At 49.2% G+C, this 24,833-nt stretch carries 27 protein-coding genes, 1 tRNA gene and 1 pseudogene; 15 read left to right on the top strand and 14 right to left on the bottom strand.

Features of this window, described 5'->3' with window-relative positions:
• Positions 1-121: 121 nt before the first annotated feature.
• The 3 genes from AC2D8L_RS12960 to ftsE all read right to left on the bottom strand — a co-directional run bounded on the left by AC2D8L_RS12960 (position 122) and on the right by ftsE (position 2,578).
• A complete protein-coding gene (locus tag AC2D8L_RS12960; protein WP_484685905.1) occupies positions 122-910 on the bottom strand; it encodes a lysophospholipid acyltransferase family protein in 789 nt (262 codons plus the stop codon).
• Positions 911-987: 77 nt separating this feature from the next.
• Positions 988-1,932, bottom strand: a complete 945-nt coding sequence (locus AC2D8L_RS12965; RefSeq protein ID WP_484685906.1) for a cell division protein FtsX — start codon at positions 1,930-1,932, stop codon at positions 988-990.
• The gene (ftsE, locus tag AC2D8L_RS12970) at positions 1,919-2,578 is read right to left on the bottom strand and encodes a cell division ATP-binding protein FtsE (protein WP_484685907.1); all 660 of its coding nucleotides are present in this window, start codon (positions 2,576-2,578) and stop codon (positions 1,919-1,921) included. The genes AC2D8L_RS12965 and ftsE overlap by 14 nt, the downstream gene beginning before the upstream one ends.
• A 136-nt stretch (positions 2,579-2,714) precedes the next feature.
• On the opposite strand from ftsE, the pseudogene AC2D8L_RS12975 reads away from it, so the two are divergent.
• From AC2D8L_RS12975 to AC2D8L_RS12990, 4 genes and pseudogenes are all read left to right on the top strand, one after another.
• A pseudogene (locus AC2D8L_RS12975) lies at positions 2,715-2,813 on the top strand (zinc-ribbon domain-containing protein); the annotation flags it as partial.
• Between the two features lie 57 nt (positions 2,814-2,870).
• Positions 2,871-3,824, top strand: coding sequence for a hypothetical protein (locus AC2D8L_RS12980; RefSeq protein ID WP_484686413.1), 954 nt, complete (start codon positions 2,871-2,873; stop codon positions 3,822-3,824).
• A 19-nt stretch (positions 3,825-3,843) separates the two neighbouring features.
• Positions 3,844-4,251: a response regulator gene (locus AC2D8L_RS12985; protein ID WP_484685908.1), complete on the top strand. Its 408-nt coding sequence runs from the start codon at positions 3,844-3,846 to the stop codon at positions 4,249-4,251.
• Between the two features lie 214 nt (positions 4,252-4,465).
• On the top strand, positions 4,466-5,176 hold the full coding sequence (locus AC2D8L_RS12990) for a DNA helicase (RefSeq protein WP_484685909.1): 711 nt from the start codon (positions 4,466-4,468) through the stop codon (positions 5,174-5,176).
• 38 nt (positions 5,177-5,214) lie between these two features.
• Here AC2D8L_RS12990 and lysA read toward each other — a convergent pair whose 3' ends face one another.
• Together lysA and argH are read right to left on the bottom strand one after the other, a co-directional pair.
• Complete coding sequence (gene lysA, locus AC2D8L_RS12995) at positions 5,215-6,483, bottom strand: diaminopimelate decarboxylase (protein ID WP_484685910.1); 1,269 nt, start codon at positions 6,481-6,483, stop codon at positions 5,215-5,217.
• Positions 6,484-6,495: 12 nt separating this feature from the next.
• A complete protein-coding gene (gene argH, locus AC2D8L_RS13000) occupies positions 6,496-7,881 on the bottom strand; it encodes an argininosuccinate lyase (protein WP_484685911.1) in 1,386 nt (461 codons plus the stop codon).
• 24 nt (positions 7,882-7,905) lie between these two features.
• Here argH and AC2D8L_RS13005 point away from each other — a divergent pair, with 24 nt between their 5' ends.
• A complete protein-coding gene (locus tag AC2D8L_RS13005) occupies positions 7,906-8,592 on the top strand; it encodes a TlpA family protein disulfide reductase (RefSeq protein WP_484685912.1) in 687 nt (228 codons plus the stop codon).
• Here AC2D8L_RS13005 and AC2D8L_RS13010 read toward each other — a convergent pair.
• Together AC2D8L_RS13010 and AC2D8L_RS13015 are read right to left on the bottom strand one after the other, a co-directional pair.
• Entirely contained in the window at positions 8,589-9,176 is a 588-nt protein-coding gene (locus tag AC2D8L_RS13010; protein WP_484685913.1) for a sugar O-acetyltransferase, read from the bottom strand. The genes AC2D8L_RS13005 and AC2D8L_RS13010 overlap by 4 nt on opposite strands.
• 69 nt (positions 9,177-9,245) lie before the next feature.
• The gene (locus AC2D8L_RS13015; RefSeq protein ID WP_484685914.1) at positions 9,246-9,437 is read right to left on the bottom strand and encodes a hypothetical protein; all 192 of its coding nucleotides are present in this window, start codon (positions 9,435-9,437) and stop codon (positions 9,246-9,248) included.
• Between the two features lie 204 nt (positions 9,438-9,641).
• On the opposite strand from AC2D8L_RS13015, the gene AC2D8L_RS13020 reads away from it, so the two are divergent.
• Genes AC2D8L_RS13020 through AC2D8L_RS13030 form a run of 3 tightly spaced genes read left to right on the top strand, consistent with a single transcriptional unit; the run spans position 9,642 to position 11,498 of the window.
• Complete coding sequence (locus AC2D8L_RS13020) at positions 9,642-10,319, top strand: hypothetical protein (protein WP_484685915.1); 678 nt, start codon at positions 9,642-9,644, stop codon at positions 10,317-10,319.
• A 2-nt stretch (positions 10,320-10,321) separates the two neighbouring features.
• Positions 10,322-10,948, top strand: a complete 627-nt coding sequence (locus AC2D8L_RS13025) for an N-acetyltransferase (RefSeq protein ID WP_484685916.1) — start codon at positions 10,322-10,324, stop codon at positions 10,946-10,948.
• Positions 10,893-11,498 carry a TetR/AcrR family transcriptional regulator gene (locus tag AC2D8L_RS13030; protein WP_484685917.1) on the top strand — a complete coding sequence of 202 codons (606 nt, stop codon included), beginning with the start codon at positions 10,893-10,895 and terminating at the stop codon, positions 11,496-11,498. Before AC2D8L_RS13025 ends, AC2D8L_RS13030 begins: the two co-directional genes overlap by 56 nt.
• 12 nt (positions 11,499-11,510) lie before the next feature.
• On the opposite strand, the gene AC2D8L_RS13035 is transcribed toward AC2D8L_RS13030, so the two are convergent.
• The 4 genes from AC2D8L_RS13035 to AC2D8L_RS13050 form a co-directional block, all read right to left on the bottom strand.
• Positions 11,511-12,191 carry a rhomboid family intramembrane serine protease gene (locus tag AC2D8L_RS13035; protein WP_484685918.1) on the bottom strand — a complete coding sequence of 227 codons (681 nt, stop codon included), beginning with the start codon at positions 12,189-12,191 and terminating at the stop codon, positions 11,511-11,513.
• A gap of 314 nt (positions 12,192-12,505) precedes the next feature.
• Entirely contained in the window at positions 12,506-13,081 is a 576-nt protein-coding gene (locus AC2D8L_RS13040; RefSeq protein WP_484685919.1) for a cob(I)yrinic acid a,c-diamide adenosyltransferase, read from the bottom strand.
• Positions 13,082-13,090: 9 nt separating this feature from the next.
• Entirely contained in the window at positions 13,091-13,282 is a 192-nt protein-coding gene (locus tag AC2D8L_RS13045; RefSeq protein ID WP_484685920.1) for a twin transmembrane helix small protein, read from the bottom strand.
• 18 nt (positions 13,283-13,300) lie between these two features.
• Positions 13,301-14,209 (bottom strand): LysR family transcriptional regulator, encoded by a 909-nt coding sequence (locus tag AC2D8L_RS13050; RefSeq protein WP_484685921.1) that lies wholly within the window; start codon positions 14,207-14,209, stop codon positions 13,301-13,303.
• 101 nt (positions 14,210-14,310) lie between these two features.
• Here AC2D8L_RS13050 and AC2D8L_RS13055 point away from each other — a divergent pair, with 101 nt between their 5' ends.
• Positions 14,311-15,288, top strand: coding sequence for an NAD-dependent epimerase/dehydratase family protein (locus tag AC2D8L_RS13055; RefSeq protein WP_484685922.1), 978 nt, complete (start codon positions 14,311-14,313; stop codon positions 15,286-15,288).
• Here the strand turns inward: AC2D8L_RS13055 and gluQRS are convergent.
• Positions 15,285-16,178, bottom strand: a complete 894-nt coding sequence (gluQRS, locus tag AC2D8L_RS13060) for a tRNA glutamyl-Q(34) synthetase GluQRS (protein WP_484685923.1) — start codon at positions 16,176-16,178, stop codon at positions 15,285-15,287. The two genes, AC2D8L_RS13055 and gluQRS, sit on opposite strands and share 4 nt — an antisense overlap.
• A 39-nt stretch (positions 16,179-16,217) precedes the next feature.
• Here gluQRS and AC2D8L_RS13065 point away from each other — a divergent pair, with 39 nt between their 5' ends.
• From AC2D8L_RS13065 to AC2D8L_RS13075, 3 genes are all read left to right on the top strand, one after another.
• On the top strand, positions 16,218-16,877 hold the full coding sequence (locus AC2D8L_RS13065; protein WP_484685924.1) for a DNA-3-methyladenine glycosylase family protein: 660 nt from the start codon (positions 16,218-16,220) through the stop codon (positions 16,875-16,877).
• On the top strand, positions 16,874-17,554 hold the full coding sequence (locus tag AC2D8L_RS13070) for an alpha/beta hydrolase (RefSeq protein ID WP_484685925.1): 681 nt from the start codon (positions 16,874-16,876) through the stop codon (positions 17,552-17,554). The genes AC2D8L_RS13065 and AC2D8L_RS13070 overlap by 4 nt, the downstream gene beginning before the upstream one ends.
• A gap of 94 nt (positions 17,555-17,648) precedes the next feature.
• Positions 17,649-18,206: an HNH endonuclease gene (locus AC2D8L_RS13075; protein WP_484685926.1), complete on the top strand. Its 558-nt coding sequence runs from the start codon at positions 17,649-17,651 to the stop codon at positions 18,204-18,206.
• A 205-nt stretch (positions 18,207-18,411) separates the two neighbouring features.
• Here the strand turns inward: AC2D8L_RS13075 and AC2D8L_RS13080 are convergent, their stop codons facing one another.
• Both AC2D8L_RS13080 and AC2D8L_RS13085 read right to left on the bottom strand, forming a co-directional pair.
• Positions 18,412-18,873, bottom strand: a complete 462-nt coding sequence (locus AC2D8L_RS13080) for a disulfide bond formation protein B (RefSeq protein WP_484685927.1) — start codon at positions 18,871-18,873, stop codon at positions 18,412-18,414.
• A 70-nt stretch (positions 18,874-18,943) separates the two neighbouring features.
• The gene (locus AC2D8L_RS13085) at positions 18,944-19,525 is read right to left on the bottom strand and encodes a YqaA family protein (protein ID WP_484685928.1); all 582 of its coding nucleotides are present in this window, start codon (positions 19,523-19,525) and stop codon (positions 18,944-18,946) included.
• 132 nt (positions 19,526-19,657) lie between these two features.
• Here AC2D8L_RS13085 and AC2D8L_RS13090 point away from each other — a divergent pair.
• From AC2D8L_RS13090 to AC2D8L_RS13100, 3 genes are all read left to right on the top strand, one after another.
• A tRNA-Leu gene (locus tag AC2D8L_RS13090) sits at positions 19,658-19,742 on the top strand.
• A 239-nt stretch (positions 19,743-19,981) separates the two neighbouring features.
• Positions 19,982-22,288, top strand: a complete 2,307-nt coding sequence (locus AC2D8L_RS13095; RefSeq protein ID WP_484685929.1) for a methyl-accepting chemotaxis protein — start codon at positions 19,982-19,984, stop codon at positions 22,286-22,288.
• 378 nt (positions 22,289-22,666) lie between these two features.
• Positions 22,667-24,778: a putative bifunctional diguanylate cyclase/phosphodiesterase gene (locus AC2D8L_RS13100; RefSeq protein WP_484685930.1), complete on the top strand. Its 2,112-nt coding sequence runs from the start codon at positions 22,667-22,669 to the stop codon at positions 24,776-24,778.
• Positions 24,779-24,833 lie beyond the last annotated feature (55 nt).

Genomic DNA, 24,833 nt, shown 5'->3' on the forward strand with positions numbered 1-24,833 from the left:
ATTCTTTTCCAACACCCAAGAAGAACAAAAATAGAACAAAACGATCTATCTGTCAATCTGGTATTTGGAGCAGTACCACATATATGGTGAACGGGAGATGAATTGTCAATATATAGTGTGTTCAGGTCCGATGGGCGTCAATTCGTGCCTGAAGCGCAGGCGTAATAGGTCGTGACAGGCCAGCATCGATATCTTCTAACAGCATTTGGGTTGTCAAAGGCTCAATTCGGTCCTGAATGGTCTGATGAAACTCTTCCAAACTAAGTCCTGCTGGAATGGGCTCCATATATTTCGCGCGTGCTGTGCCGGGCCAAAGGATGAGCGAGTTGCGCGGCCAATAAAGACCAGAGGTGAGCGCAACGGGCACAACGGGCACGTTTTGCGCAACATACATTTTAGCAAGCCCCCATTTGTAACGTGGCTCATCTAGCGGTGCGCGGCGGGTGCCTTCTGGGTAAATGACAATTCGACATCCGCGTTCAATTGCTTCTTTGCCTTGCTTGACCATTTGTGGCAACGCAGATTGGCCGTTCTTACGGTCGATCGAAATGGTGTGAAAGTTGCGCATGCACCACCCAAAGAATGGAATATCCAGCAATTCCTTTTTGGAGATAAAGGTCGGCTTGCCATTGGTTGCGGCGAGCAGTGCGAAAATGTCCCAATCGGACATGTGTTTTGAAGCAATGATGAAAGGGCCGTCGGGCAGGTTCTCTTGACCAGTTATTTCGGTTTTGATGCCAACAATCCAGCGCAATAGAAATAGGTTAGCGACATACCAGAATTTGACGACCCACCATCCCGACATTTTGGGGCCAAACAGCGAGTAGATGCCAAAAGGAATCGCCAATAAGGCGGTCACCGTAAAGAAGAACGCATAAAATATCAGCGACCGAATAGCTTGGAGAATCATTTAGGTAACTTTCAACTTTGGGACTGCTTGATCTCAAGCAGGTGATTTTATCGATCAACCGTTATGATGCGACATCATTATGGTGCGACTTGGGCCAAAAAGCGATGGACAGTAATTCGTGACGTGATGGCTGTTAGTACAGCGATTGTAGCGACAACCAGAATGAGGCCCAGAAGCCCAAGCCAGCCGAGGGTGAACTGACCAAACAAGAGTTCGACTTGCGTTGCACTTTGCACCGGCAATATCGCGTTGGTTATGGTGCTGGCGATAAAGAAAAACAGGATCGACATCGCACCGCCGATCAAACCACCCTGCAATCCAATCGCTAGGAAACGTTCTTGAAACGCGCCAGCAATATAGTTGTCCGAAGCACCAATGAAATGCAGCACATCGACAATTTCGCGGTTCGTGGCCATTGCGCCGCTAGTGGCAAAGATAATTGCCAAAACGGTTGCTGCCAAAATCAGGATCAAGGCCAGTGTACCAGATAGGACAACCGTGCCTGCCATTGCATTGAGTTGTTGTTGCCAAAGCGCGTGGGTGTCGACACTGATTTCGGGAATTGCTGCTGTCAGCTTGGTTTTTAGATCTTCTAAATCAAATTGACTTGGATTGCCGAGTTGCACAACAACCAAGCGGGGCACGTTAAATGTGCTGATGTCGAATTTTTCCCCAAGCCATGGCGTGAGCAAATCTTGGCTGTCTTCAAGCGTGAGTTCAAACGCACGGCTAACCCCGGGTGATTGGTGGGCCATCGAAATTGCTGTCCGGATATTGGATAACATTATTTCTTCTTCGACCGGTTGCAATTGAATGGTGACTTCCCGCCCGACTTCTGACGACCATGCTATGGCTGAATTTTGCACCAAGAAAACCGAGCCAAACGTGACGCAACTCAAAAAGGTCATGATGCCAACAAGCAAAGCGAGCGTGCGCCCGGCAATTGATTGGCGCGGGACAATCGGGAACGGCGTTTTCGACTTTAACGATAGCATTTGCAGCAATTGGTTAAGCGGTGACATTGATGCCCCCATTTTCCAATTGAAGGCGAGGGAACTTGAACTTATCCAGCAGATGATGCTCGTGACTGGCCAAGATAATTGTGGTGCCCATCCGGTTCAATTCAACAAACAAATGCAGCAAACGTTCAGAAAGTTCAGGGTCAACATTGCCTGTTGGCTCATCTGCCAGCAATAACACTGGCTTGGCGATCACTGCCCTTGCAATGGCCGCGCGTTGCTTCTCGCCACCGGACAAGAGTTCGGGGCGCACATTCATTTGATGGCCGAGGCCGACCCAATCCAAAAGCTCTTCTACGTTTGATCTATATGCCTCTTCCGGCTCACCACGCACGGCGAGGGGAAGGGCGACATTTTCAAATGTGGTGAGGTGTTCCAGCAGTCGAAATTCTTGAAACACAATGCCAATACGTTGACGCATCTGCATCAAGGCGGATTTGTCCAAAACACTGGTGTTTTGGTTGAACATTTCCATATGCCCGTTTGTTGGCCGCAACGAGAGTAAAAGCAGGCGCAACAAAGATGTTTTGCCTGACCCCGAAGGCCCGGTCAGAAAGTGAAAGGAACCCGGATCAATATTGAAATTGAGGGTCTTTAATATTTCTGGTCCGCTTCCATATCGAAGCCCGACATTTTGAAATTTGATCAAGATCTACTCCCGAATCACCATTTAGAAACCATTTTAACAGTGATGTGTGTTTTCGCGCTGATTAGTAGCAGGTTTTTTCGGAGTGTTAACACAATCAGCGTTAGATTTATGCCGAGTTTAGTCATCGGTTTTTGCAATGATCATTGTATGTCCAAATTGTAACACACGTTATGAGGTTGCCGCGCAAGCAATAGGCGACCACGGCCGTTCTGTGCAATGCGCAAGTTGCCAACAATCTTGGCACGCGCAAGAGCATATTGAGGAAGATCTTTCAAACCAGGTGCAGGATGCAATGGACGAAGCGTCAACTATCGGCGCGAGCGAAAGCCAAGAACCCGTCGATGAAGATGCGCTTGATATCGCGTTCGGTGCCGAAGAAGATGTTGTCGCCGCTCAAGAAGCACCGATGCCAACGGCTGCTGAAGAATTCAGCAATGAAATTGATTTGATGGCAGAACCGCCAGCTGGCGACGACGAACTTGAAGATCAAGAGGATGCTGGAGCCGAAGCGGTCGAGAGTGCTCGTGACGCTGCACAGGACGTCGTCAACTCAATCAATGATGATGATGAAGTTGAGCTAAAGTCTTATGCTGGGCGTCGTCGTCAACAAATTGAGCGGATGAAACGTTCGCGACGTATTGCAAAGCGCAGAAGAGAAGTTGCGCGCGCGTTGCCCTTGGCAAGGCTGAAGCGCAATGTCAGCTATAGTGCGCTATTGGCGACGTGCGTTGTTTTGGGGCTTATGTTTGGCTTTAAAAACAAAGTGGTGCAGCATTATCCCGACATGTCTGGATTTTACCGGCTTTTCGGTCAAAGTGTGAACGTTGTCGGGCTTGAATTTATCAATGTAAAAACCGACCGGGTTTGGCGCGACGGACACGAAGTGTTGACGGTGCGCAGCGATATTGCAAATATCGAGGACCGGATGATTTATCTGCCGCCTATTCGAGTGGCATTGATCGGTGAAGCAGGCGACACCATTTATGAATGGAACACCACGCCTGGACTTGCTGTGCTGGAATCAAATGGGGTGTTTGAGTTTACGACCGAGCTGTCTTCGCCGCCAAACGACGTCAAGCGCGTGAAAATGAAGTTTTTGGACTGGCAGGTTAAGCCCAGATCTATCGAGCAACAAAATGCTGACAAATTGAAAACGAGTTCAGCACAACCAAACAAAAGACCAACAGTTTACGCCGGAACAAAAGTCGCCGCTGAGCGATTGAAGGCGTTCAACAATAATAATTAGAGTACAGGAGAGTATCGGGATGGCGAAGATTTTGTTGGCTGAAGATGACCCGAGTGTCCGCGGATTTGTAAGCCGGGCATTGGAAATGGACGGCCATGATGTTGTGGTTACCGAAGATGGTGGTCTCGCGGCTGAAGCTGTGCTTGAGCATAATGGTGAATTTGACCTTCTGCTTTCCGATATCAAGATGCCGGTAATGGATGGCATTGCACTGGCGCTAAGCGTTGCCGCGCAATATCCTGATATTACAATTTTGATGATGACAGGCTTTGCCGATCAACGCGAACGTGCCCATGGGTTGGAAGCGCTTGTGCATGATATTGTGCCAAAACCTTTTACTTTAGCCGATATCCGCGCAAAGGTTGCCGAGGCGCTTGAAGGCGGCGAAGTTGAAAAAGTGACCTTGGCGAGATCTCTTGGCGCCTAACTTGCCGTCACTATTCGATCTCGAAATCCCTTAGAAAATGTTGTTGCAATTTCCCATTCGGCAAGTAGGCTTTGGGCACGGCATGACCCGTGCCGCCCACCTCCGTTATGGGGAAGTATTTGCATATTGGGCATATTCTTGATTTTGAACCCACCGCTCGGGCTATACGCATAAGGAGGAATTGCGTGATTGGTCCGATGGAAGGTTCTTAAAAATGAAACTATCTGCACCAATATTTCAGCTAAAGCGCCAAGCAAAATTGCTCGCGAGGCAAAACAAATTGCCGTTGCATAAAGCGCTTGATCAAGTCGCAAATACTCAAGGCTTTACAAGCTGGAGCCTGCTGAGCGCCAAGGCGCAATCTGTTGAGCAGGTTGAAAAATTTGCGCAAACTCTGGAGCCAGCTGACATGGTTTTGCTTGGCGGCAGGCCGGGGCAAGGCAAAACGATGGTGGCGCTACAAGTGGCCTTGCTAAAATTGAAGTCGGGTCACCAAGCTTATTTCTTTACGTTAGAATTTCACGCCGACGAATTAGGCAAGTATCTCGTGGAAATGGCAGGTGGCGATCCTGTTCTCAACCAACTAATAATTGATACATCAGATGAAATTTGCGCTGAACATATCGTCGCAAAAATGAAGCATGCGCCGCGAGGTTCTGTTGCGGTGGTTGATTATCTTCAGCTCCTGGATCAAAGACGCATTAATCCCGAACTTGATATCCAGCTTAAACAATTAAGTGAGTTTGCCCGGTCATCTGGCATCACAATTTTGCTGATTTCGCAAATTGATCGGGCGTTTGAGCAGTCGGGCAAAGCATTTCCAGAACTTTCGGACGTGCGCCAACCCAATCCGATTAAGCTGCAATTATTCAATAAAACTTGCCTTGTGCATCAGCAGAAGCTGCGCTGGTCAGAAGTGGCCTGACATGGGCGGAGGAGCGGGGCAACTTGCCCCACATATTTCTAGTCCAACCAATCAGGGACACTATCCAATTCAATGAGCGCATCAAGGTCTTGGCGTTCACGAATGACGTGATAGCGATCACCGTCAACCAGCACTTCAGCGCATAGCGGCCGCGTATTGTAGGTGCCAGACATCACCGCGCCATATGCACCCGCGCTCATGATGGCGATATACTCGCCTTCATTGACTTTGGGGAGCTGCCGGTCGCGGGCGAGATAGTCCCCTGTTTCGCAAACAGGACCAACGATATCGCCGCGCTTTTCAAGCAACTGATGGTCTTCAACCAAAGGCTTTGCTTCATGGTACGCTTCGTAAAGTGTTGGCCGGATCATGTCGTTCATACCAGCGTCAACAATGACAAAGGTGCGGTCTGCACCCTCTTTAACATATTCGACTTTGGTGACGAAAATGCCGGCATTGCCCGCGATCAAACGACCCGGTTCTAGAACCAACTCGCAATCTAGATCTTTGACGTTTTTGAATACAACTTGCGCATAGGCGAGCGGGTCGGGTGGCACATCGTTTGATGTGCCATAGGGAATGCCAAGGCCACCTCCAACGTCGACATGGCGAATATTGTGGCCCTCTTCGCGCAATTCACCGACCAATTCAGCCAAGAGTTTAAACGCATTATTAAATGGCTCCAGCTCGGTGATTTGCGAGCCGATATGCATATCGATCCCGGTAGCGTCCAAGTGCTCAAGCTCTGCAATACGCTTATAGACATTACTTGCCCGTTCAAACGGAATGCCAAATTTGTTTTCGGCTTTTCCCGTTGAGATCTTGGCGTGGGTTTTCGCGTCCACATTTGGGTTGATGCGCACAGAAACGGGGGCCACTTTGCCTATGGCTTTCGCGACTTCATTAAGCCGTTCAAGTTCGGGTTCACTTTCAGCGTTGAAGCATTTAATGCCCGCTTCTAGCCCGAGTTCCATCTCAGCGCGGGTTTTAGCCACGCCTGAAAACACGATTTTGTTGGCAGGAATACCGGCCTTTAGAGCGCGTTTTAACTCACCCAAAGACACAACATCCGCACCCGCGCCCATTTTGGCGACAAGTCGAAGCATTGCTTGGTTTGAGTTGGCCTTCATCGCATAGGCGACCAGCGTATCAACCCCCTTGAACGCTTCTTGCATAACCCGAATATGGCGGGTGAATGTCGCCGTCGAATAGACGTAAAATGGCGTGCCGATGTCACCAGCCAATTCGGTTAAGTCGACGTCTTCAGCGTGCAAATGCCCGTTGCGATATTGAAAATGATGGACCATTTTGTCTGGCTCTTATTCTGAGGCGAGTTGAGATTTCCAACGTGCCGCTTGTTCACGAACATTATTTGGCGATGTGCCACCATAAGATGTGCGGCTTTTCACGGAGTTTTCAACGCTGAGGACTTTAAAGACCCGGCTGTCGATGCGCTCATCAACTTGCTTGAAATCTTCAATTGTCAGCGCATCCAATTCGCAGCCCTTTTTCTCGGCAAGTGCAACAGCAGATCCAGTTATGTGGTGCGCATCGCGGAACGGTACATTTGCTTCACGAACCAGCCAATCGGCCAAATCAGTTGCGGTTGAAAAACCAGAACCCGCTGCTTCGCGCATCGCCTCACGATTGACTTTTAGGTCGTTGATCATGCCCGTCATGGCCGCAAGCGCCAGGCCAAGACTATCAAAGGCATCAAAAGCGACTTCTTTGTCTTCTTGCATGTCTTTGGAATATGCCAATGGCAGGCCTTTCATCACGATCGTCAGCGAGGTAAGTGCGCCCATGATGCGCCCAATTTTGGCGCGGATGAGTTCAGCTGCGTCTGGGTTCCGCTTTTGCGGCATGATGGAAGAGCCGGTTGAGAACTTGTCTGACAGGCTGACGAACCGGAACTGTGCCGTTGACCAAATCACCAATTCTTCGGACAGGCGCGATAAGTGCATGGCGCAAATTGAAGCGCAGCTTAACGCTTCTAAAACAAAGTCACGATCCGCGACGGCATCCAGTGAATTGGCCGCAGGGCGTTCAAAGCCCAAAGCTTTCGCCGTCATCTCGCGATCAATTGGAAATGATGTACCAGCAAGCGCTGCTGCGCCCAAAGGACTTTCGTTCAGCCGTTTGCGGGCGCCATGAAAACGCGACGCATCACGGCCTAGCATTTCCACATAGGCCAGCATGTGGTGACCAAATGTAACTGGCTGCGCGCTTTGCAGGTGTGTGAAGCCCGGCATAACCGTTTCAGCTTCTTCTTCTGCGCGATTGATCATTTCAAGCTGCAGCGTTTTAATCTGGCTGATGAACATATCAATGCTATCGCGCACATAAAGCTTAAAGTCAGTTGCGACTTGGTCGTTGCGCGAGCGGCCGGTGTGCAAACGTCCAGCGGGTTCGCCGATCAGATCCTTCAGCCGTGCTTCAACATTCATGTGGATGTCTTCAAGCGCGCGCGAAAAAGTGAACGTCCCGTCATCGATTTCTGATCTAACCTGATCTAGACCTTTTAGAATTGCATCCTTATCTTGATGGGTAAGAATGCCGGTGGCGGCAAGCATGGTGGCATGGGCTTTTGAGCCTTCTATATCTTGTTTATAGAAGCGCTTATCGTAATCGATGGAGGCATTAATTTCCTCCATGATGGCGTCTGGGCCTGAAGCGAAACGACCGCCCCACATTTGATTGCTCATACTTACCTCTCTTAAGGAGAAATGATGTCTCAAGATCCGCACAATGAACCCAAAAACCCCGCCACTAACAAGTGGACAATGGGTGCATTGATGGTTGTGGCGGTAGGTATAGCGACCGCTGTTTGGGTTAGCAATGGCGGGGGCGGGCAAAACAGTTCTGTTGCGCAGGGCTCTTTTGAAGCCAACCCGGCCATTGAAGCCGTAATTGATAGTGCGGCGCAGGGAGATTTGGCTGCATTTCGAGCCACAGCAAATGGCAGCGCCTATCCTGAAATTAGCTTTGTTTCAGATGGGGGCGAAAAGGTCGGGTTTGACCATTTTGCCGGCAAAGTTACGCTCGTCAATTTCTGGGCAACATGGTGCGCGCCATGCCGTGCTGAAATGCCAGCGCTTGATGCCTTGGCGGCCAAATATGCGGATCAAGGCTTTCAAGTAGCAACCATCAATTTGGACGTCGGGGACGATGGTATCCAAAAAGCTAAGGCCTTTATGGATGAAGTTGGCCTGAAAAACTTGCCCCTACATGCTGACCCCAGCTTTGAGGCTTTTGAAACGCTCAAGAAACGTGGCGTCGCGCTTGGTCTTCCTGCAACATTGTTGCTTGGTCCGGATGGACACGAATGGGGCGTTCTTGCCGGACCTGCTGAATGGAATGGCGAAGACGCATACATGCTGATTGATGCAGCTTTGGCGCAGGCTTCAAAGAGCTAAAGTTTTTTGATCACTCTGGCCGGGTTTCCGCCCGCGACGCAATCGGCAGGAATGTCTTTAGTGACAACGGCACCTGCGCCAATGGTGGTGCGCGCGCCGATGGTGACGCCGGGCAAAATGATTGCGCCAGCGCCGATCCAGCAATTGTCGCCAATGGTAATTGGAGCTGCCTTGTTGACGAAATTCATGGTGTCAGGCGCGTCCGGATAGGGATAAACACATCGCTCGTCGGATCTTACCGGGTGGCCTGCGGTTAGAATTTGCACATTTGGGGCGATGAGGACTTCATTGCCGATTTTGATGAAATGGTTGTCCATAATGGTGCAGTTGCGATTGATGAAGCAACGTTCTCCAATTTCAACCATCTCGCCATATTCAACATAAAAGGGCGATTCGACCCAGAATTGCTCTGACGCCTTACCCAAAATGCCGCGCAATAATTCCATGCGATTTGGATCGTCATATTCGGCTTCATTGAATTGTTTGACGATATTGCGCGTGCGGTTTGCGTGCGCCACAAGGTCTGGATCGCCAGCTAGAAATGGTTCACCGGCGAGCATTTGTTCTTTTGCGGATTTTGACATGACATGCCTATTGGACTGGAATTGGTATGTTCCATCTTTAGGCAACAAATAGTGATTTGAAAAGAGTGATTAGGCAGACTTATCGACGATGGTGCCGGTGCCGGGTGCAGGCGTTGCTTTCGCGGTCGCAAGGCTCTGGTCCAACATGTTAATCATTTGCTTTTGCATGTCATTGGAGGCTTTAACCATCGCCAATTCGGCGCTCTGTTGGTTTTGAGCCGATTGCATTGCAAGTGATTGTGTCACGAGTGACATATCCATCTGAAGCGCCTTTCTAGCTTTTCAGTTGTCCAACTATCGCTCTGTTTGCGTTAATTTTGGGTAAACCAATCGCTTAGAATTGTAATTGCGCGCTAAATCCCAAACGTGATGTTGGTTCAGTTATCACCCTGATGGACTTGCAATTTCTCAAATAGTATTTAAATAACTGACTGGTAAGTTATTTATTATGAATGAGGTGGCAAGATGGAAAATGAGATAAGGCCAGAGCGTAAAGGCGACAGAGCAGCACGAGCCAATGTTGGTGGCGTTGAAACGGGCGGTATGTGGGTAAATTGGAACCCACCCGAGCCGCGCACGGGCATCAAAGGCAGTTTAGACAGGTTTGTTGGACCGGGTGCCACGGGCGCAGAAGAATTGGTTCAATTTGTGTTTGGCGGCCTAATCAGTGTCGGAATTTTGGTGGTATTTTGGTTGGCGCGGGGAACAGACGCTAACATTTGGCAATGGTTATTTGTTGTGGTGCTCGCACTTGATATTGGCGGAGGGATTGTCACAAACGCAACTTCGGCGGCAAAGCGCTGGTATCACCGCCCGGGACATGGCCGTGCGTTACACTTGCGGTTTATCTCGGCTCATCTTGTGCATATTGCTTTGACGGCATATCTGTTTTCGTCAGACCCCATAATCTATGGTGTAATACTGGCTGTGGTCGTTTTGGGCAGCGCGGTGTTGGTATTGTACTCCCCTCTTTATCTGCAACGCCCAGTTGCGATTGCCTGTGTCATGTTGGCGATTTTGGCGGCCCAATTGCCAGTTTTGGATATTGCTGGGCTAAATTGGTTCGTCGCCGCATTGATGTTGAAATTGATATTGGGGCATGCGTTAAAAGAGGCACCGTTCCAACCAAAGGACGGAAATTAGACGTGGTGGATGTACGAGAATTGGCGGCTGAAGAATTTCATGCCGCCTCTAAACTTCTTGCAAGAATGTTTAAAGTTGATCAAGGCATGACAAGCCTATTTACACCCCGGACAGATGCGGAGATGGCAAAGACGCTTGAAAACTGGTTCTACGTGACGTTGCAGGTTTGGCAAAAAAATCATCAAACATTGTTGGGTGCGTTTGAAGATGGGCAATTGCTGGGTGTCCTTGTTGGTGGGCATACCGAGTTTAGGCCTAGCAATTGGGATCAATTGGTTTGGTCATTTGGTATTTTCCGCGCTGGAGGCGTTCGATCAATTATTAGAACGGTCACGCATGATCACGAGCGGGCGCAGTCCTTCCCGGCAGCCCCTGCACAGATCGTTGAATTTGTTGCGGTTGATGAAAAAGCGCGCGGAAAAGGCGTTGGTCGGTCAATGTTCGACCATCTGCACAATATTATTGCCGTTGAAGAGCCAATTTGGCTTGAAACAACGCGAACTGAAAATCTTTTGATTTTCAACAAGCTAGGTTATGAAGAGGTTAGTCGCTCAATGTCGCATGGTGTTGAGCATGTCCAATTTGTTCGACAGCCTGCTAAAAGGAAATCCATTGCCGCGTCCAGATAGAAGTGCCGAACGCATCCCGCAAATTTTGAATGCTGCGGCAAAGATTTTTGCCCGGGATGGTGTGCAGGGCGCCAATATGGATGCGGTGGCAGCAGAGGCTGGATTGTCGAAAGCGGCAGTTTATCTCTATTTTAAAAGTAAAGACGCGCTGGTTTTGGCGTTGTTACAGCAGTTCTTTGAAGCCAATTTGGAAGCGCTAAAGCTAATTCCATTGGGTGAAAATGCAGCCGACCGTTTAAGCAAATGGATTGACTTGGTGAGTGCGGCAATGAGTTCTGGAGCTCATTTTCAAACAGTGGGATTTGAGTTTCTGGCTTTAGCTGGTCGAGATGAACATGCTCGCAAGGTAGTATTGGAATTTTACAATCAATATCAAACCGCCATTGCCCATCTACTTTTAGACGATGGGTTCGGCCAGGTCGAAGCCCAGCAAAAGGCCAGCGAGATTGTCGCTTTGCTTGAAGGCACCAACCTGTTGTGGATGGCCCATTCGGGCAATTTGGATTTTGCGACGCTGGCTAAATTTGGCGTCAATTCATTGTTGAGTTGATCTGCGAATGAGCTAGCGGCCAAATAGAGATACAGAACTTCTTTTCAGGAAGAACACCAGTGTCGCACCGGCCACCAACCCGCCAACATGTGCCCACCAAGCCGTAGATCCGCCATCCGGGAACAGCACAAAGAAAAATTGCATAGCGACCCATAATCCAAGCACCCAAAGAGCGGGGATCGGCAAGGGTAGCGGGATGATAATCCGCGCCAACACGTAAACTCTGACTTTTGGGAAAAGAATAATATATGCCCCGATAACGCCCGCAACCGCGCCGGAAGCGCCGACAAGTGGCGCTGTGCTTGTTGGGTCAGCGAGCATGTGTGCAAGACCACCGGCAGCGGCGCACGCGAGATAGAAAATTAGATAGCGCACATGGCCCAACGCATCTTCGATATTGTCGCCAAAAACCCACAAAAACAGCATGTTGGACAGCACATGCATCCAATCCGCATGCAAAAAAGCGTAGGTGACCAATGTTGTTTGATCGGGAAGGTTTGGCACCTGATCAATCAGCGGGTCGCTCAGCCAACCCGGCACAACCGCCATCGTGACAAGAACGAACTCCTCGCCAGCCGTGGGCAACACATATTGAATGGCAAAGAAGATGATATTGATGACGATAAGGGCTTGATTGACCCACGGGCGTTCAACATAGACCTTGGGGTTCTGATCATATAGGGGAATAAACAATAGGAACTCCGGGTCGCTGAATGGGCGGCTGATGAAAGTATGTTGGCATTTTGCAGGGCCAATGCCAAGCAGTATGGAAGTTGGTGCTTTTATGGGCCGCAGTTGGTCGTGTTGCTCTGCATTTTTTGGCGTTTACGCCGCGCGGGCTGGCCCGGCACCCCCGTGCATTTTACGCGCCTCCGTCGACCTGCCGGTCTTTCCCGGCATCCCCGCCAACTGGTGCCCAATGTGAGCATTTCTTGTTCTGCCGCATTTTGAGCTTGTCATATGCTGGTAATGCAATGCTCTTCCTGTGTTCGCTTATGCCGCCAACACTACCGAAATTGCCCGGGCACCCACAAAACGTCGCCATTTCCATTGTCATTTGTCACGCGCGACAGGACAAACAGCAAATCTGACAATCGATTGAGATATTTAACTGCCATGGGATTGGTGTCCGCTTCCATGTCTTTTAGCGCAACGCCCACGCGTTCCGCGCGGCGCACAATGGTGCGGGCGAGGTGAAGATGGGCGGATGCGGCACTACCGCCCGGTAGTGTAAAGCTTTTTAATGGCTTCAATTGCTCGTTGAACTCATCAATTTGCTGTTCAAGCCAATCCACTTGGCTTTGCACGGCCCGGAGTGGCTCATAGGATAATTCTTCGTCAGGACCCGGTGTCGCGAAGTCTGATCCAACGTCAAAGAGATCGTTTTGAATACGGGCGAGGACATCGTCGATTTGTTGATGTTCATTCGTGTGTAGACGCACCATGCCGATGGATGAATTGGCTTCATCCACGCTCCCATATGCTTCAACTCGAATATCTGCTTTTGACCGGCGAGGGCCGGAAACAAGGCCAGTGGACCCATCATCGCCCGTGCGGGTGTAAATCTTATTGAGCTTGACCATTTTGTTCCCTTAGCGTGGCGCAAAAAAGAATGCAGCGACCATCAATAAGATAATGGCGATGAATTGAGCGATGACCCGCGCACGCATGAGTTTTTGGCTTAGATTGGGTGATCCGCCGCGGAACATGTTGAATAGGCCGGCAAATAGAATAAGCGTGACCGCGCCAAGCGCAATGAAAATCAGAATGTTGATCGGTTGCATGTTTCGACTCGTTTTTCGTTAGTTACTGCGAGTATATGCGTTCAGCTCGTCCGCCAACAGGTCATAAATGACGCGGATGCGATTTGCTTTATGCACCTCGCGGTGGGCAACCAGCCACATTTCCATTGGCGGGATTTTGAGGTCTGGCACGATGGGCACGAGCCCGGGCGTTTTTTCGATCAAATTGAGCTGCGCAAAACTAATGCCTAATCCTTGATTGACCAATTCCCAAATAAGCGTCTGACTGTCCGTACGCAGTGCAAAATTCTCCCGATCAAGCGGAAAGCCAAGCGCTTTGGACACACGCACAATATCGTCTTGCCGATCAAGGCCGATTATTTCGTGATCATAAAGGTCTTCGGGCCGCTCGGGGGTGCCATGCTTCTTTAAATAGGATTGATGGGCGAAAGCATGTAAAATCACGTCACCAACTTTTTTGGCAACAATATCAAGTTGGCCCGGCCTAAACATACGCACAGCGATATCCGCCTCTCGCAGCAATAAGTTCTCTACCGCGTCAGATGGCACGATTTCCAATTCAATCATTGGAAATTTGGTCCGTGCTTTTTGCAATATTGCCGGCAGAATTTGATGTGAGATAATCTCAGAAGCTGTGATGCGAACGGTACCGTCCAGAACTTGTGTGGCGCCGGTCACCGCCAATTGCGCTTCAGCGAGCGACGCTTTCGCCCGCCGCACGGGCTCGACCAGTTGATGCGCGACGGGGGTCGGTTTTAGGCCTCTCCCGGTTCGGTCAAATAGAACCGCATCCAAGCAATTTTCCAACTCTTCTATATGTCGCCCAATGGTGGGCTGCGACGCACCCAAATTGCGGGCGGCGCCAGACAGTGATCCTTCATCCATAACCGCGAGGAAGGAACGCCATAAGAACCAATCCGGTTCGCCAGCAGATGATGATCTATTCATTTTTGTATATTCCAACTGCAGTTTTGGGCAATTTTAATTTGATTATGAATATATATGTTGGTGTCAGTCAAGAAATTCAAACAACAAATCGGAGCAGATAAATGACTGACACAGTAACAATTTTGGGCATTAATGGACGTATCGGACAATTCGCAGCCAAGGCTTTTATCGATCAAGGTTGGAACGTGATTGGATTTGGTCGATCCAACAAAACAGCTTTTGATGGATTTGAATTTCATCAAGGCGATGCGTTCAAGCAGTCGGACGTAAAGGCCGCTATTCAGGATGCTGATGTGGTCGTTCACGCTCTCAACCTACCGTATGATCAGTGGGAAGAAGATGCTGAGCGCATGAATGACGTGGTGATCGAGGCGATGAAGGGCAGCGGCAAAACGCTGATCTTTTCAGCCAATGTTTATAATTTTGCCGCCGACGTTGCGCAAATGAAGCCTCAGGGCGCTCAGGTGCCGCATAATGCCAAGGGTGAAATCCGCAAACGGTTAGAGGATGCTCTTAAAGCCGGGGCACAAAAGCACAATTTCAAAGCCTTCATGATGCGGGCAGGCGATTTTTACGGACCTGGCGCTGAGGGTAGTTGGTTTGACCTTGGTTTCGGCATGAACTTCAAGAAACGCCAAATCACATTGCCATGTGATGGGGAAACCAAACACTCATGGGCCTATTTGCCGGATTTGGGGCGGGCGTTTGAGGCCGTGGCGGCAAAGCGCGACACGCTTGAAACCTTTGAAAACTTTCACTTCCACGGCAACTTCATCACCGGCAATGAGATGGCCGATGCCATACAGCGGGCAGTGTCCCAGCCCTATAAGTTGGTCAGCGTCCCTTGGTGGCTGCTTTCAGTATTGGGCCTATTCCAGCCGGTGATGCGTGAAGTTGTTAAAATGCGCTACCTATGGAATTCGCCACAAGAGTTGGTCGATCCAAAGTTGGACGCCATCTTGGGCGAAGGGTTTGGCACGCCGTTCGAGCGGGCAGTGGCAGAAACGACATTGAGTTTGCTGCCGGCGTCTGAGCTTGAGGCCATAAGCCATAGCAACAGGGCCGTTGCGGTCGGTTAGTCCTGAGGTTGGTCTTCGACTTCGTCTAGATCGTCTTCAATTTCCAGCTGGGCGCGGATTTGTTCTGGTGTCCAGCCTCTTTTTCTCAATGCGGCAAGGCTGAGGGCTTTCTTTGATTTGGAAAGCTTTTTGCCTTCATCATCAAGGATTAAGCCATGATGCAAATATTTCGGTTCTGGCAGTTCAAGCAAGCTCTGCAAAACGCGGTGCACAGCAGTGGCAAAATAAAGGTCTTTGCCGCGCGTGACATGGGTGATGTTTTGGTCGGCGTCATCAACCACAACACTTAGGTGATAAGATGTTGGGGTGAACTTACGGGCAATAATCACATCTCCCCAAGCAGCAGGATCGGCCTTTATGGTCTCCATTTCAGCGAAATCTTCACTGAGTTCTTGCCAAGTTAGATCGCCAACCTTTGCTATTGCTTTATCCATATCAAGACGCCAAGCAAATGCCTTCGCGTCTTGCATGCGTTTTTCCCGATCATATGGGCTCATATGTTTGCAAGTGCCCGGATAAAGTGGCGCTCCGTCCGGGTCTTTTTCACCCGTTGCATTGGATTTGATCTGATTGCGCGAGCAAAAGCACGGGTATAGCAGGTCGTCGTTTTTCAGTTTTTCCAGTGCCGCTTCATAATCAGCAAAATGCTCTGACTGTTTGCGCGGTTCTTCGTCCCAGGAAAAACCAACCCAATCCAAATCGTCCAACATTTGGGTGGTGCCTTCTTCAGTACATCGAATGGTATCGATGTCCTCAATCCGCAACAAAATCTTTCCATCATTGGCTTGGGCGACTTGTTGGGTCAAAAGGGCGGAAAAGGCGTGGCCGAGATGCAATTGCCCATTTGGGCTGGGGGCGAAGCGAAATATGGGTTGATCAATGTTGTTCATAATTGCTCTAGTTGGCACGTTCAGTCGTGAAAGACAAATATGAAATCCACTCCCGTAAAAGATCGTTTGCGCGATGAGCAGACATTGGCGACCCATCTAACGGCGCTTGGCGCACTTGATCCAACCCTGATCAATGTGATTGAGCGATGTCACCCGGTGCCATTGCGGGCAGAGGCGGGCGGCTTTGAAGGTCTATCGCGGATTGTTATTGGTCAGCTGCTTTCGGTGCAGTCGGCAAAAGCCATTTGGGAGCGGTATTGCGCGGCTTTAGGCGAAGTGAGCGCCAAGCGCTATCTTTCATTGGGTGAAGAGGGGATGGCTGGTGTTGGTCTTTCCAATGCAAAATTTCAAACCATTCGCGCCATCGCCAACGCTGAAATAGGGCAAACGCTAAGATATGATTTGATCGAAACATTGCCGTTAAACGAAGCCATGCGCACATTGACCAGCATAAAGGGCATAGGCCCTTGGACGGCAGAGATTTATTTGTCCTTCTGTGTGGGGCACGAGGATATTTTCCCTGCCGGAGACTTGGCCTTGCGAAAAATTGTTGCGCATCATCTCGAGCTTGATGATACACCCAGCATTAGCGATACGATGAAATTGACCCAGAAGTGGTCTCCCTATAGGGGTGCAGCAGCGCGTCTTATGTGGCGCTATTATGCTGTGATGAAGAATAAAGAAGGCATATTGATATGAGCGAATTGTTTGGCCCAAAACTTGAACCCGCAAACGGCAATCCACCAAACAAGCTTGTGATTTTGCTGCATGGTTATGGCTCGGACGGCAAAGACCTAATTGGGTTGGGTGATTTCTGGGCACAAGGATTTCCAGACGTAGAATTTTTGGCCCCCAACGCACCTGAACCTTGTTCGGTTAATCCGTTCGGATTTGAATGGTTTCATTTGGATTTGGAGCGGGGCGACACCGACTACGAAGCGGGGGCAGAACAAGCCTATCCGCAAATCCGCGAATATGTTTTGCAACGCACAGCAGACGCAGGGTTGAAACTAAGCGACGTAGTGCTTGCCGGATTTTCCCAAGGGGCGATGATGGCGCTGCATGTCGGTTTGCGGTTTGAAGAACCACTTGCGGGCATCTTGGCATTTTCAGGCAAGCTGGTTGATCCAGAAGGCATTGGCGACGAGATGGAAAGCACGCCGCCTGTTTGTTTGATCCATGGTGAAGATGATGAAGTGGTGCCGGTGCAGGGTAGTTTGGAAGCCAAAGAAGCGCTGGAGCAGTTTTACGTCAATGTGTCGCTGAAAGTGAGCCAAAAAACCGGCCATTCCATTGCCATGGATGGGCTCGAATTTGCCACAGGTTTTTTAAATCACGTGTTTAAACCTGAAGATCAAATCAAGATCGAAGAGTAAATGAAAAGTTAACCGGCCTTCACATGGCTGACATCTTAGGCCACAATGATGAGCGTGAATATTAGTGGAGTGATTCTCACCAAAGGAGGAAGGTGTGACAATCCATGTGTCACCCGAAGCTCTGCCGGCGCTTGTTCTAAACGCTGATTTTAGGCCGTTGAGCTATTATCCTTTATCATTGTGGTCCTGGCAGGACGCGATCAAAGCCGTGTGTCTTGATCGGGTCAATATTGTCTCTGAATATGACCGCGTGATTAAGAGCCCAAGTTTTGAAATGAGGCTGCCGAGCGTTGTCTCTCTGAAGTCCTACATCAAACCCGCCGGAAATCCTGCCTTTACGCGGTTTAATCTGTTCCTTCGGGACCGATTTGAATGCCAATATTGTGGCTCAAAGCACGATCTCACCTTTGACCATCTGATCCCCCGCTCACGTGGTGGACGTACCACATGGCAGAATGTGGTCACGGCCTGTTCGCCTTGCAATTTACGTAAAGCCAATAAAATGCCGCGTGATATTGGCATGTGGCCCAGCCAAACGCCCTATCAGCCCACAGCATATGATCTGCAGGCCAATGGGAGAAAGTTTCCGCCCAACCATTTGCATGAGAGTTGGATGGATTATCTATATTGGGATATCGAACTCGAACCCTAGAGCGCGCCCTGATGCTCTCATTTGGGCTGCAAATGTCAGCCTTTTGCGCTTCCGGTGCTCACGTACATAAGAGTACGCTGCGCTCCAGTTCTCAAAGTCTGCCATTTTCGCCTCAAATGAGCGCATCATAACCACGCTCTGGGCTTTGAATTTCCTGTCCTCGAACCGAACCATTTTCGACTCAAATCTGAAATTCAGCTTTGAACTAGGCGTCTTTTTTGGCGTGGAAATTTATGTGTCCGGCATAGAGCGTTGCAGCGGTTAGGATTGTCGAGACAATTGCATTGTATCCCGCAAAGCTAAGGCCAAAGAACCGCACCTGTGCCTGATCGCAAGGGATCACGACTGTGTCGTTGATCTTCTGCAAATCTGCAAAATCGGCGATACCTGCACCAACGCCGGTACATGTATCAGGGCCGGGCCACCAACCCCATTCAACTCCAGAATGGTAAGCTGCCATCCAGGTGCCGTAGGCAAATATGATCGCAACAATGCCGAGCACGATTGTGCGCGCATTACTGCCCAGCCGGTCCCACAAAAAGAGACCGATCAATAAAAGCGGGATGGCGATATAGTAGGGATTACGTTGCTCGTAGCACAGGTCACACGGAATATAGCCGCCAATATACTGAAAGCCATATGCACCAACGATTGTTGCCGTTGCCAAAATTGTGGCACCTATAGTTATATTTTTTGCATTTGAGCTGGTCACAAACAGTCCCCAATAATTGACGTGGCTAGATAAGGTATTTCACCGCAACAAACCCACCTACTAACAGCGTGCACCCAATAAAGAACATCAGTCCCAAACGTTTCTCGATGAAGTCCTTAATGGGTGGGCCAAAGAAATATAAAAGCGCAGCAACGATGAAGAACCGCAACCCGCGTGCAACAATAGAGGAGAGGATAAATATGGGCAGATTAAGACCGGTTGCGCCCGAAGCGATTGTGATCACTTTATAGGGGAATGGGGTTAGCCCAAACACGAAGACGATCAACAAGCCCCATTCATTAAAGGCCAATTGAAAGTCTTCAAATTTGTGCCAATATCCATAAAATTCTAAAATTGGACGGGCAAGCGTTTCCAACAAGGCTGCGCCTATATAATAGCCCAATATACCGCCCAGGACGGAGGTGATGGTGCAGATTAGTGCATATCGCCACGCGCCAGCACGTTTCGCCAACACCATCGGAATAAGCATAATGTCCGGTGGTATGGGAAAGAATGAACTTTCTGCAAATGAAATTGCACCCAGTGCCTTTGGTGCATGTTTGGATGCACCCAGTGCTAAAACCCAGTCATATAGGCGTCTGATCAACGGCTTAATCCTCAAAAATTATTTAGGACAAGCTGTCCTTTTGGCTCACAGATGTAATCAGTTTGGTTTTCGTGTCAATCAGTGATTGACGCGGGTGTGTTTTTGAGTATATTCCGCCCCCATCACCTTAGTGCGGGTGTGGCGGAACTGGTAGACGCGCGGGATTCAAAATCCCGTTCCTTCGGGAGTGGGGGTTCGATTCCCTCCACCCGCACCAAATATCAAAAATTCTCGGCAAGCTCATTTAACCTTCTGATAAAACAGAATGTTTTTTGCCGTCCTTGCTTCTTCTCTTTGATTTTCCATTCAAGACCAGCGAAAGCTGAAATGCACTTGGTGATGTCGCCTGTGCGAGAATTGTGATGCCTATGCAGACCACCTCCTTTTGAGGGATTATTAACCATAATTATGCATGTTGTTAATTGTTGAATTCTCGAATCGAAATGGAAAATCCTCATGGACGTGGCCGAACAAAAACCGCCGTTCAATCTTAAACTAAGTTTGGCAACCAAGGTTCTTTTGGTAACAGTTGCAGTAGTCGTCATCATGTTTGTCGCTTTCTCTGTCTATAATGACCGGGAACGCAGTGCCGCGATGGACAAAACCATCGCTGATAACGCTATAAATGTTGGTGGTAGCATGGCGCAAGGCGTCGGCAATTGGTTTGCTGGACGGCAACTTTTGATTGAAAATGCCGCTCAAAGCGTTGCAGCGATGCCCGAAGGTGGTGAGATCACCAGCCACTATCAACACGAAGTTTACACCAGCAATTTTGGAGCAACCTATTTCGGTTCTGAAGCGGATGGAAGTTTCCACACCGTGCCTAAACTTGAGTTGCCGGAAGGGTATGACCCGCGTAAGCGGCCATGGTATCAAGATGTTGTAAGCAAGAAAGCCACAACAATCACAAACCCTTATCCGGACGCGTCAAGCGATGATCTTATTGTTACGATCGCGTCGCCAGTTATGAAGGGCAACAAAATACTTGGTGTAGTGGGCGGTGACTTTTCAATCGACGCTCTTGTGCAAATGTTAGCGGATATCAAACTTGAGGGCGGTTATATGTTCCTTGTCAGTGATGAGGGCACAATACTTGTTCACCAAAACCAAGATTTGGTTGGAAAATCTTTGAGCGAAGCTTTTGACGGGGAAACCCCTTCACTTTCCTCACAAATTCAACCGGTAAGTGAAGCTGGCGTTGATCGTTTGCTAAGCTTTGCGCCAATTCCCGATATGCCTGAAGTGAAGTGGTATGTGGGCACATCGCTTGATCAATCGCTTGCCTATGCGGAACTGGCCAGCTCTCGCTGGACCAGCCTCATAGCGACCATTATTGCGACAGCCCTAACGGTTTTGGTGATCTTTGCGGTTTTCCAAAAACTGGTCGCGCGTCCTATGCAACGCATGACTGGCAATATGAGCCAAATGGCCAAGGGCAATTATGATGTTGAAATCGATTATGAGAATCGACAGGACGACATCGGCGAGATGGCTCGGGCCATTGAAGTTTTCCGCGAAAACGGCATGAAGATCTCGGCGATGACTGAGGAAGAACGTCAAGCTTCTGAGCAACGTGCCTTAGACCGATCTGCCATGATGCAGGATCTGCAAAGATCATTTGGTGCTGTTGTTGATGCCGCAATTGCCGGGGACTTTAACCCAAGGGTTGAGGCCGACTTCCCAGACGATGAGCTTAATGCATTGGCGAACAGTGTGAATACACTGGTCGAAACCGTAGATCGTGGCTTTAATGAAACCGGCGACGTATTGGCAGCGTTGGCAAAAACCGACTTAACCTTGCGTGTGTCGGGTGACTATCAAGGTGCTTTCTTGAAGTTAAAAGACGATACGAACGCTGTTGCTGATCGACTTACAGAAATTGTTGGCCGTCTGCGCGAAACTTCTGGTGGGCTCAAGTCTGCAACTGGGGAAATTCTTGAAGGGGCGAACGATCTATCTGAACGGACTACCCGGCAAGCCGCCACAATTGAAGAAACCTCTGCTGCTATGGAGCAATTGAGCGATACGGTGACGGAGAACGCTAAGAAGGCGCAATCTGCTACTGAAAAAACTTCTTTGGCTTCTAAACTTGCAGCGGAGGGCGGAGATGCGATGACGCAAGCCACCGATGCAATGGAGCGGATTACAAGTTCATCCTCGAAGATTTCCAATATTATTGGCATGATTGACGACATTGCTTTTCAGACGAACTTGCTGGCGCTTAACGCTTCTGTTGAAGCTGCCCGTGCCGGTGAGGCTGGTAAGGGATTTGCGGTGGTGGCGGTTGAAGTTCGCCGCCTTGCCCAGTCCGCAGCCCAGGCCTCGTCTGAAGTTAAAGTGTTGATCGAGCAAAGTGCTGGCGAAGTGTCTGAAGGCACAAAGCTTGTTTCGGGCGCGTCAGAGAAACTTGGTGAGATGCAATCTACTGTGCAAGAGAATGCGACTTTGATGTCTGACATTGCGGTAGCTTCACGCGAGCAAGCATCGGCGATTGAAGAGGTCGGCACAGCAGTGCGTCAAATGGACGAGATGACCCAGCACAATGCGGCCTTGGTTGAAGAAACCAATGCGGCCATTGAGCAAACCGAAATTCAAGCGAGCGACCTTGATAAGATTGTTGATGTCTTCCGCATTGCAGACGGCGCGACAGCGGTTGCACCAGCAACGAGCGTTAAAGCACAACAAAGCAAAGTCGCAAGTGCTGTTAAGTCATTCCCCGCACAAGGGAACGCTGCAGTTCAAGAAGAATGGGCCGAGTTCTAAACCGGTTTCAGTTCCTTAAATTATTGAGGTGTGGGACTCGCCCCACCCTCATCAAAATATCTCTCCAGACATTTTGTATCGCACTTGTTGTTCATTGCGTCTTGCAAATGTGCGTTGGATTACTGTGCTGTGGTCATGTCCACCAGAAATTGGATAACGACTCGTCCCTTGGAGCAATTTGTCCATTGGAAGAGCGGGAATTCTTACTCATTTTTTGACGTTAAAGAATTGTGTAACAATTGGATGTATAATCCTTAATCATTAGTTATTTTTTAGGATCATAATAAGGTGGCGAAAGACAAAAGCGGTTCGCGTACTACTCGCTTAAATAGATCTTCGACAAAAAGGCAAAGTATCCGCCAGCTAAGCGGCGTTTTAATGCGCACGACATTGTTGGCAACTTTGTTTCTGGGCATATTTGCCGGCCTCATCCAACTATATTTAGACCTTCAACAAGAAAAACAAGCAGTCGTATCGAGTTCAGAGCAGTTTGTGGACAGTGTGTCCAATTCGGCTGCGACAGCTGTTTACAATTATTACAATGAGGGTGCGGCGCAAGTTGCGGTTGGGTTATTTACACAACGTGCGATTAAGCGCGTTGTGATCTTGGCAAATGATAGCGATGTACCAATGGTGGATAAAAGTCGAGAGGTTGCACCGACTTTGCCCAAACTTGGTGTTTTAACGCAGGCCGATATCGTTGTGTTGGAGCGCACGCTTCTCGCGCCACCGGAACTTGATGCAGGCAATGAAGCGATCGGTTCCATTGTGGTCTACGTAGACAAGTCCATTGTTCCCCCTGCAATCGTCAACCGACTATTCGTCTATTTCTTCGTTGCTTGCGTCAAAAACTTTTTGCTCGGGCTGCTGTTGGCGTTCTTTGTTTTCTCAGGCCTTGCTCGTTACATTATCGCTCTTGCAGATGTCGTTTCAACTTGGCGACCAGGCGGCGGCATTATTGATGCGCCACATCCACCTTCCCTGCTTCACAATACCGAATTGGGTGTATTAGGTGGCCGGATATCGGAGCTATCTCGCGAGGCCGAGAATACGATCTATGAAATCTCTGCTGCAAGAGATCAGGCCTTTGAGACCAGTAGTGTGCTGGCCAATAAGAGCGAACAATTGGAAAAAATTGTCAACGAACAAACTTCCAAGCTTCAGCAAGTCAATGAACGCCTAGTCGATTTGGCCGCTAAAGATTCTCTGACTGGGCTGAAAAATCGCGGCTATTTCGACAGTAAGGCGAAGCGAAAGATTGGCAAGGCGATTAAAGAGGGCCAGTCTCTGTCTTTGTTGATGATCGATATTGATTTCTTTAAAGGCTATAACGACTTTTATGGTCATGGCGCAGGTGATGACTGCATCGTTGAGGTTGGCCAATGCCTTGAAAAACAAGTTTCGGAGATTGGTGGATTGCTTGCCAGATATGGCGGTGAGGAATTCGTGGTTCTCTTGTCAACGGGCCTGGAAGAAGCGGCGCAATTTGGAGAAAAACTTGTTGAGGCTGTGCGGCTTTTGTCAGTTCCCCATGAACAATCAAATGTTGCGACCTTCGTTACAGTAAGCGTTGGCGTTGCATGTCAATCACCTACTGAGTTGGACGATTTGGAGTCACTGTACATGGCCGCAGATGAAGCGATGTATGCTGCAAAGCGCGGAGGCCGCAATCGCTGTGTGGTTTCTACCAACGAGTTGAAGCACGCTCTTGATGAGAAGAAAGCGCAGTCTGACAAGCTTCTCGCAGCAATTGGGAGTGGTGACTTTGAACCATTTTATCAGCCACAAATTGACGGTGCCAACGGGCAACTGATTGGTGTTGAGGCGCTTGCGCGTTGGAAACGAGAAGATGGGCAAATTGTTTCGCCAGCAGATTTTATTCCGTTGGCAGAGGAATTAAATCTTGTTCAAGAGATTGATCAGATTATTTTTGAGAAAGCCTTGAAGCAATTGAAGAAATGGGAAAATGGAGGTCATAAGGTGCCACATCTTTCTGTGAACGTTTCCTCGGCACAATTGTTTGGGGGTGATTTTGAGCGTTGCGCTGATGCGATCGGTGAACTTAAAAACACCAAAATCTCATTTGAACTTTTGGAAACCACTTTCCTGGATGCAGCAGATGAAACATTGCTATTTCAAATCGACAAATTAAAGGAACTTGGCATTGGCATCGAAGTCGATGATTTTGGGACTGGGTATACTTCAATCGTGGGATTAATGAACATTGCACCCACCCGCTTAAAAATTGCTCGCGAACTTGTTATGCCAATCGTTGAAAAGGGGCCAGCGTGCGATGTGGTCCGAAGTATTATTGAAATCGGCAATAGTTTGGGCATTGAGGTGCTATGCGAGGGCGTTGAAACCGAGCGACATGCCGAGCTGCTTATCTCCATTGGCTGTTCGTTTCACCAAGGGTTCCATTATGCCCGCCCGATGTCGAGCCGAATTTTTACCAAATATATGAAAGAGTTAAAAAGGAATGCGGCCTAGCGCGTAACCCTCGCGCTTACTCATAAATCGATTTGCCGCAAAGTTGAGGTGAAAC

It is taken from the genome of Maritalea sp. YIW29 (assembly GCF_057219265.1).

Coding starts and splice junctions, on each gene's coding strand:
- AC2D8L_RS13040 (WP_484685919.1), bottom strand. CDS start 13,081: ATGGTCAAGCTCAATAAGATTTACACCCGCACGGGCGATGATGGGTCC.
- AC2D8L_RS12990 (WP_484685909.1), top strand. CDS start 4,466: ATGAAACTATCTGCACCAATATTTCAGCTAAAGCGCCAAGCAAAATTG.
- AC2D8L_RS13095 (WP_484685929.1), top strand. CDS start 19,982: ATGGACGTGGCCGAACAAAAACCGCCGTTCAATCTTAAACTAAGTTTG.
- AC2D8L_RS13020 (WP_484685915.1), top strand. CDS start 9,642: ATGGAAAATGAGATAAGGCCAGAGCGTAAAGGCGACAGAGCAGCACGA.
- AC2D8L_RS13100 (WP_484685930.1), top strand. CDS start 22,667: ATGCGCACGACATTGTTGGCAACTTTGTTTCTGGGCATATTTGCCGGC.
- AC2D8L_RS12960 (WP_484685905.1), bottom strand. CDS start 910: ATGATTCTCCAAGCTATTCGGTCGCTGATATTTTATGCGTTCTTCTTT.
- AC2D8L_RS13005 (WP_484685912.1), top strand. CDS start 7,906: ATGTCTCAAGATCCGCACAATGAACCCAAAAACCCCGCCACTAACAAG.
- AC2D8L_RS13070 (WP_484685925.1), top strand. CDS start 16,874: ATGAGCGAATTGTTTGGCCCAAAACTTGAACCCGCAAACGGCAATCCA.
- AC2D8L_RS12980 (WP_484686413.1), top strand. CDS start 2,871: ATGGACGAAGCGTCAACTATCGGCGCGAGCGAAAGCCAAGAACCCGTC.
- AC2D8L_RS13050 (WP_484685921.1), bottom strand. CDS start 14,209: ATGAATAGATCATCATCTGCTGGCGAACCGGATTGGTTCTTATGGCGT.
- AC2D8L_RS12965 (WP_484685906.1), bottom strand. CDS start 1,932: ATGTCACCGCTTAACCAATTGCTGCAAATGCTATCGTTAAAGTCGAAA.
- gluQRS (WP_484685923.1), bottom strand. CDS start 16,178: ATGAACAACATTGATCAACCCATATTTCGCTTCGCCCCCAGCCCAAAT.
- AC2D8L_RS12985 (WP_484685908.1), top strand. CDS start 3,844: ATGGCGAAGATTTTGTTGGCTGAAGATGACCCGAGTGTCCGCGGATTT.
- lysA (WP_484685910.1), bottom strand. CDS start 6,483: ATGGTCCATCATTTTCAATATCGCAACGGGCATTTGCACGCTGAAGAC.
- AC2D8L_RS13055 (WP_484685922.1), top strand. CDS start 14,311: ATGACTGACACAGTAACAATTTTGGGCATTAATGGACGTATCGGACAA.
- AC2D8L_RS13015 (WP_484685914.1), bottom strand. CDS start 9,437: ATGGATATGTCACTCGTGACACAATCACTTGCAATGCAATCGGCTCAA.
- AC2D8L_RS13010 (WP_484685913.1), bottom strand. CDS start 9,176: ATGTCAAAATCCGCAAAAGAACAAATGCTCGCCGGTGAACCATTTCTA.
- AC2D8L_RS13045 (WP_484685920.1), bottom strand. CDS start 13,282: ATGCAACCGATCAACATTCTGATTTTCATTGCGCTTGGCGCGGTCACG.
- AC2D8L_RS13065 (WP_484685924.1), top strand. CDS start 16,218: ATGAAATCCACTCCCGTAAAAGATCGTTTGCGCGATGAGCAGACATTG.
- AC2D8L_RS13030 (WP_484685917.1), top strand. CDS start 10,893: ATGTCCAATTTGTTCGACAGCCTGCTAAAAGGAAATCCATTGCCGCGT.
- argH (WP_484685911.1), bottom strand. CDS start 7,881: ATGAGCAATCAAATGTGGGGCGGTCGTTTCGCTTCAGGCCCAGACGCC.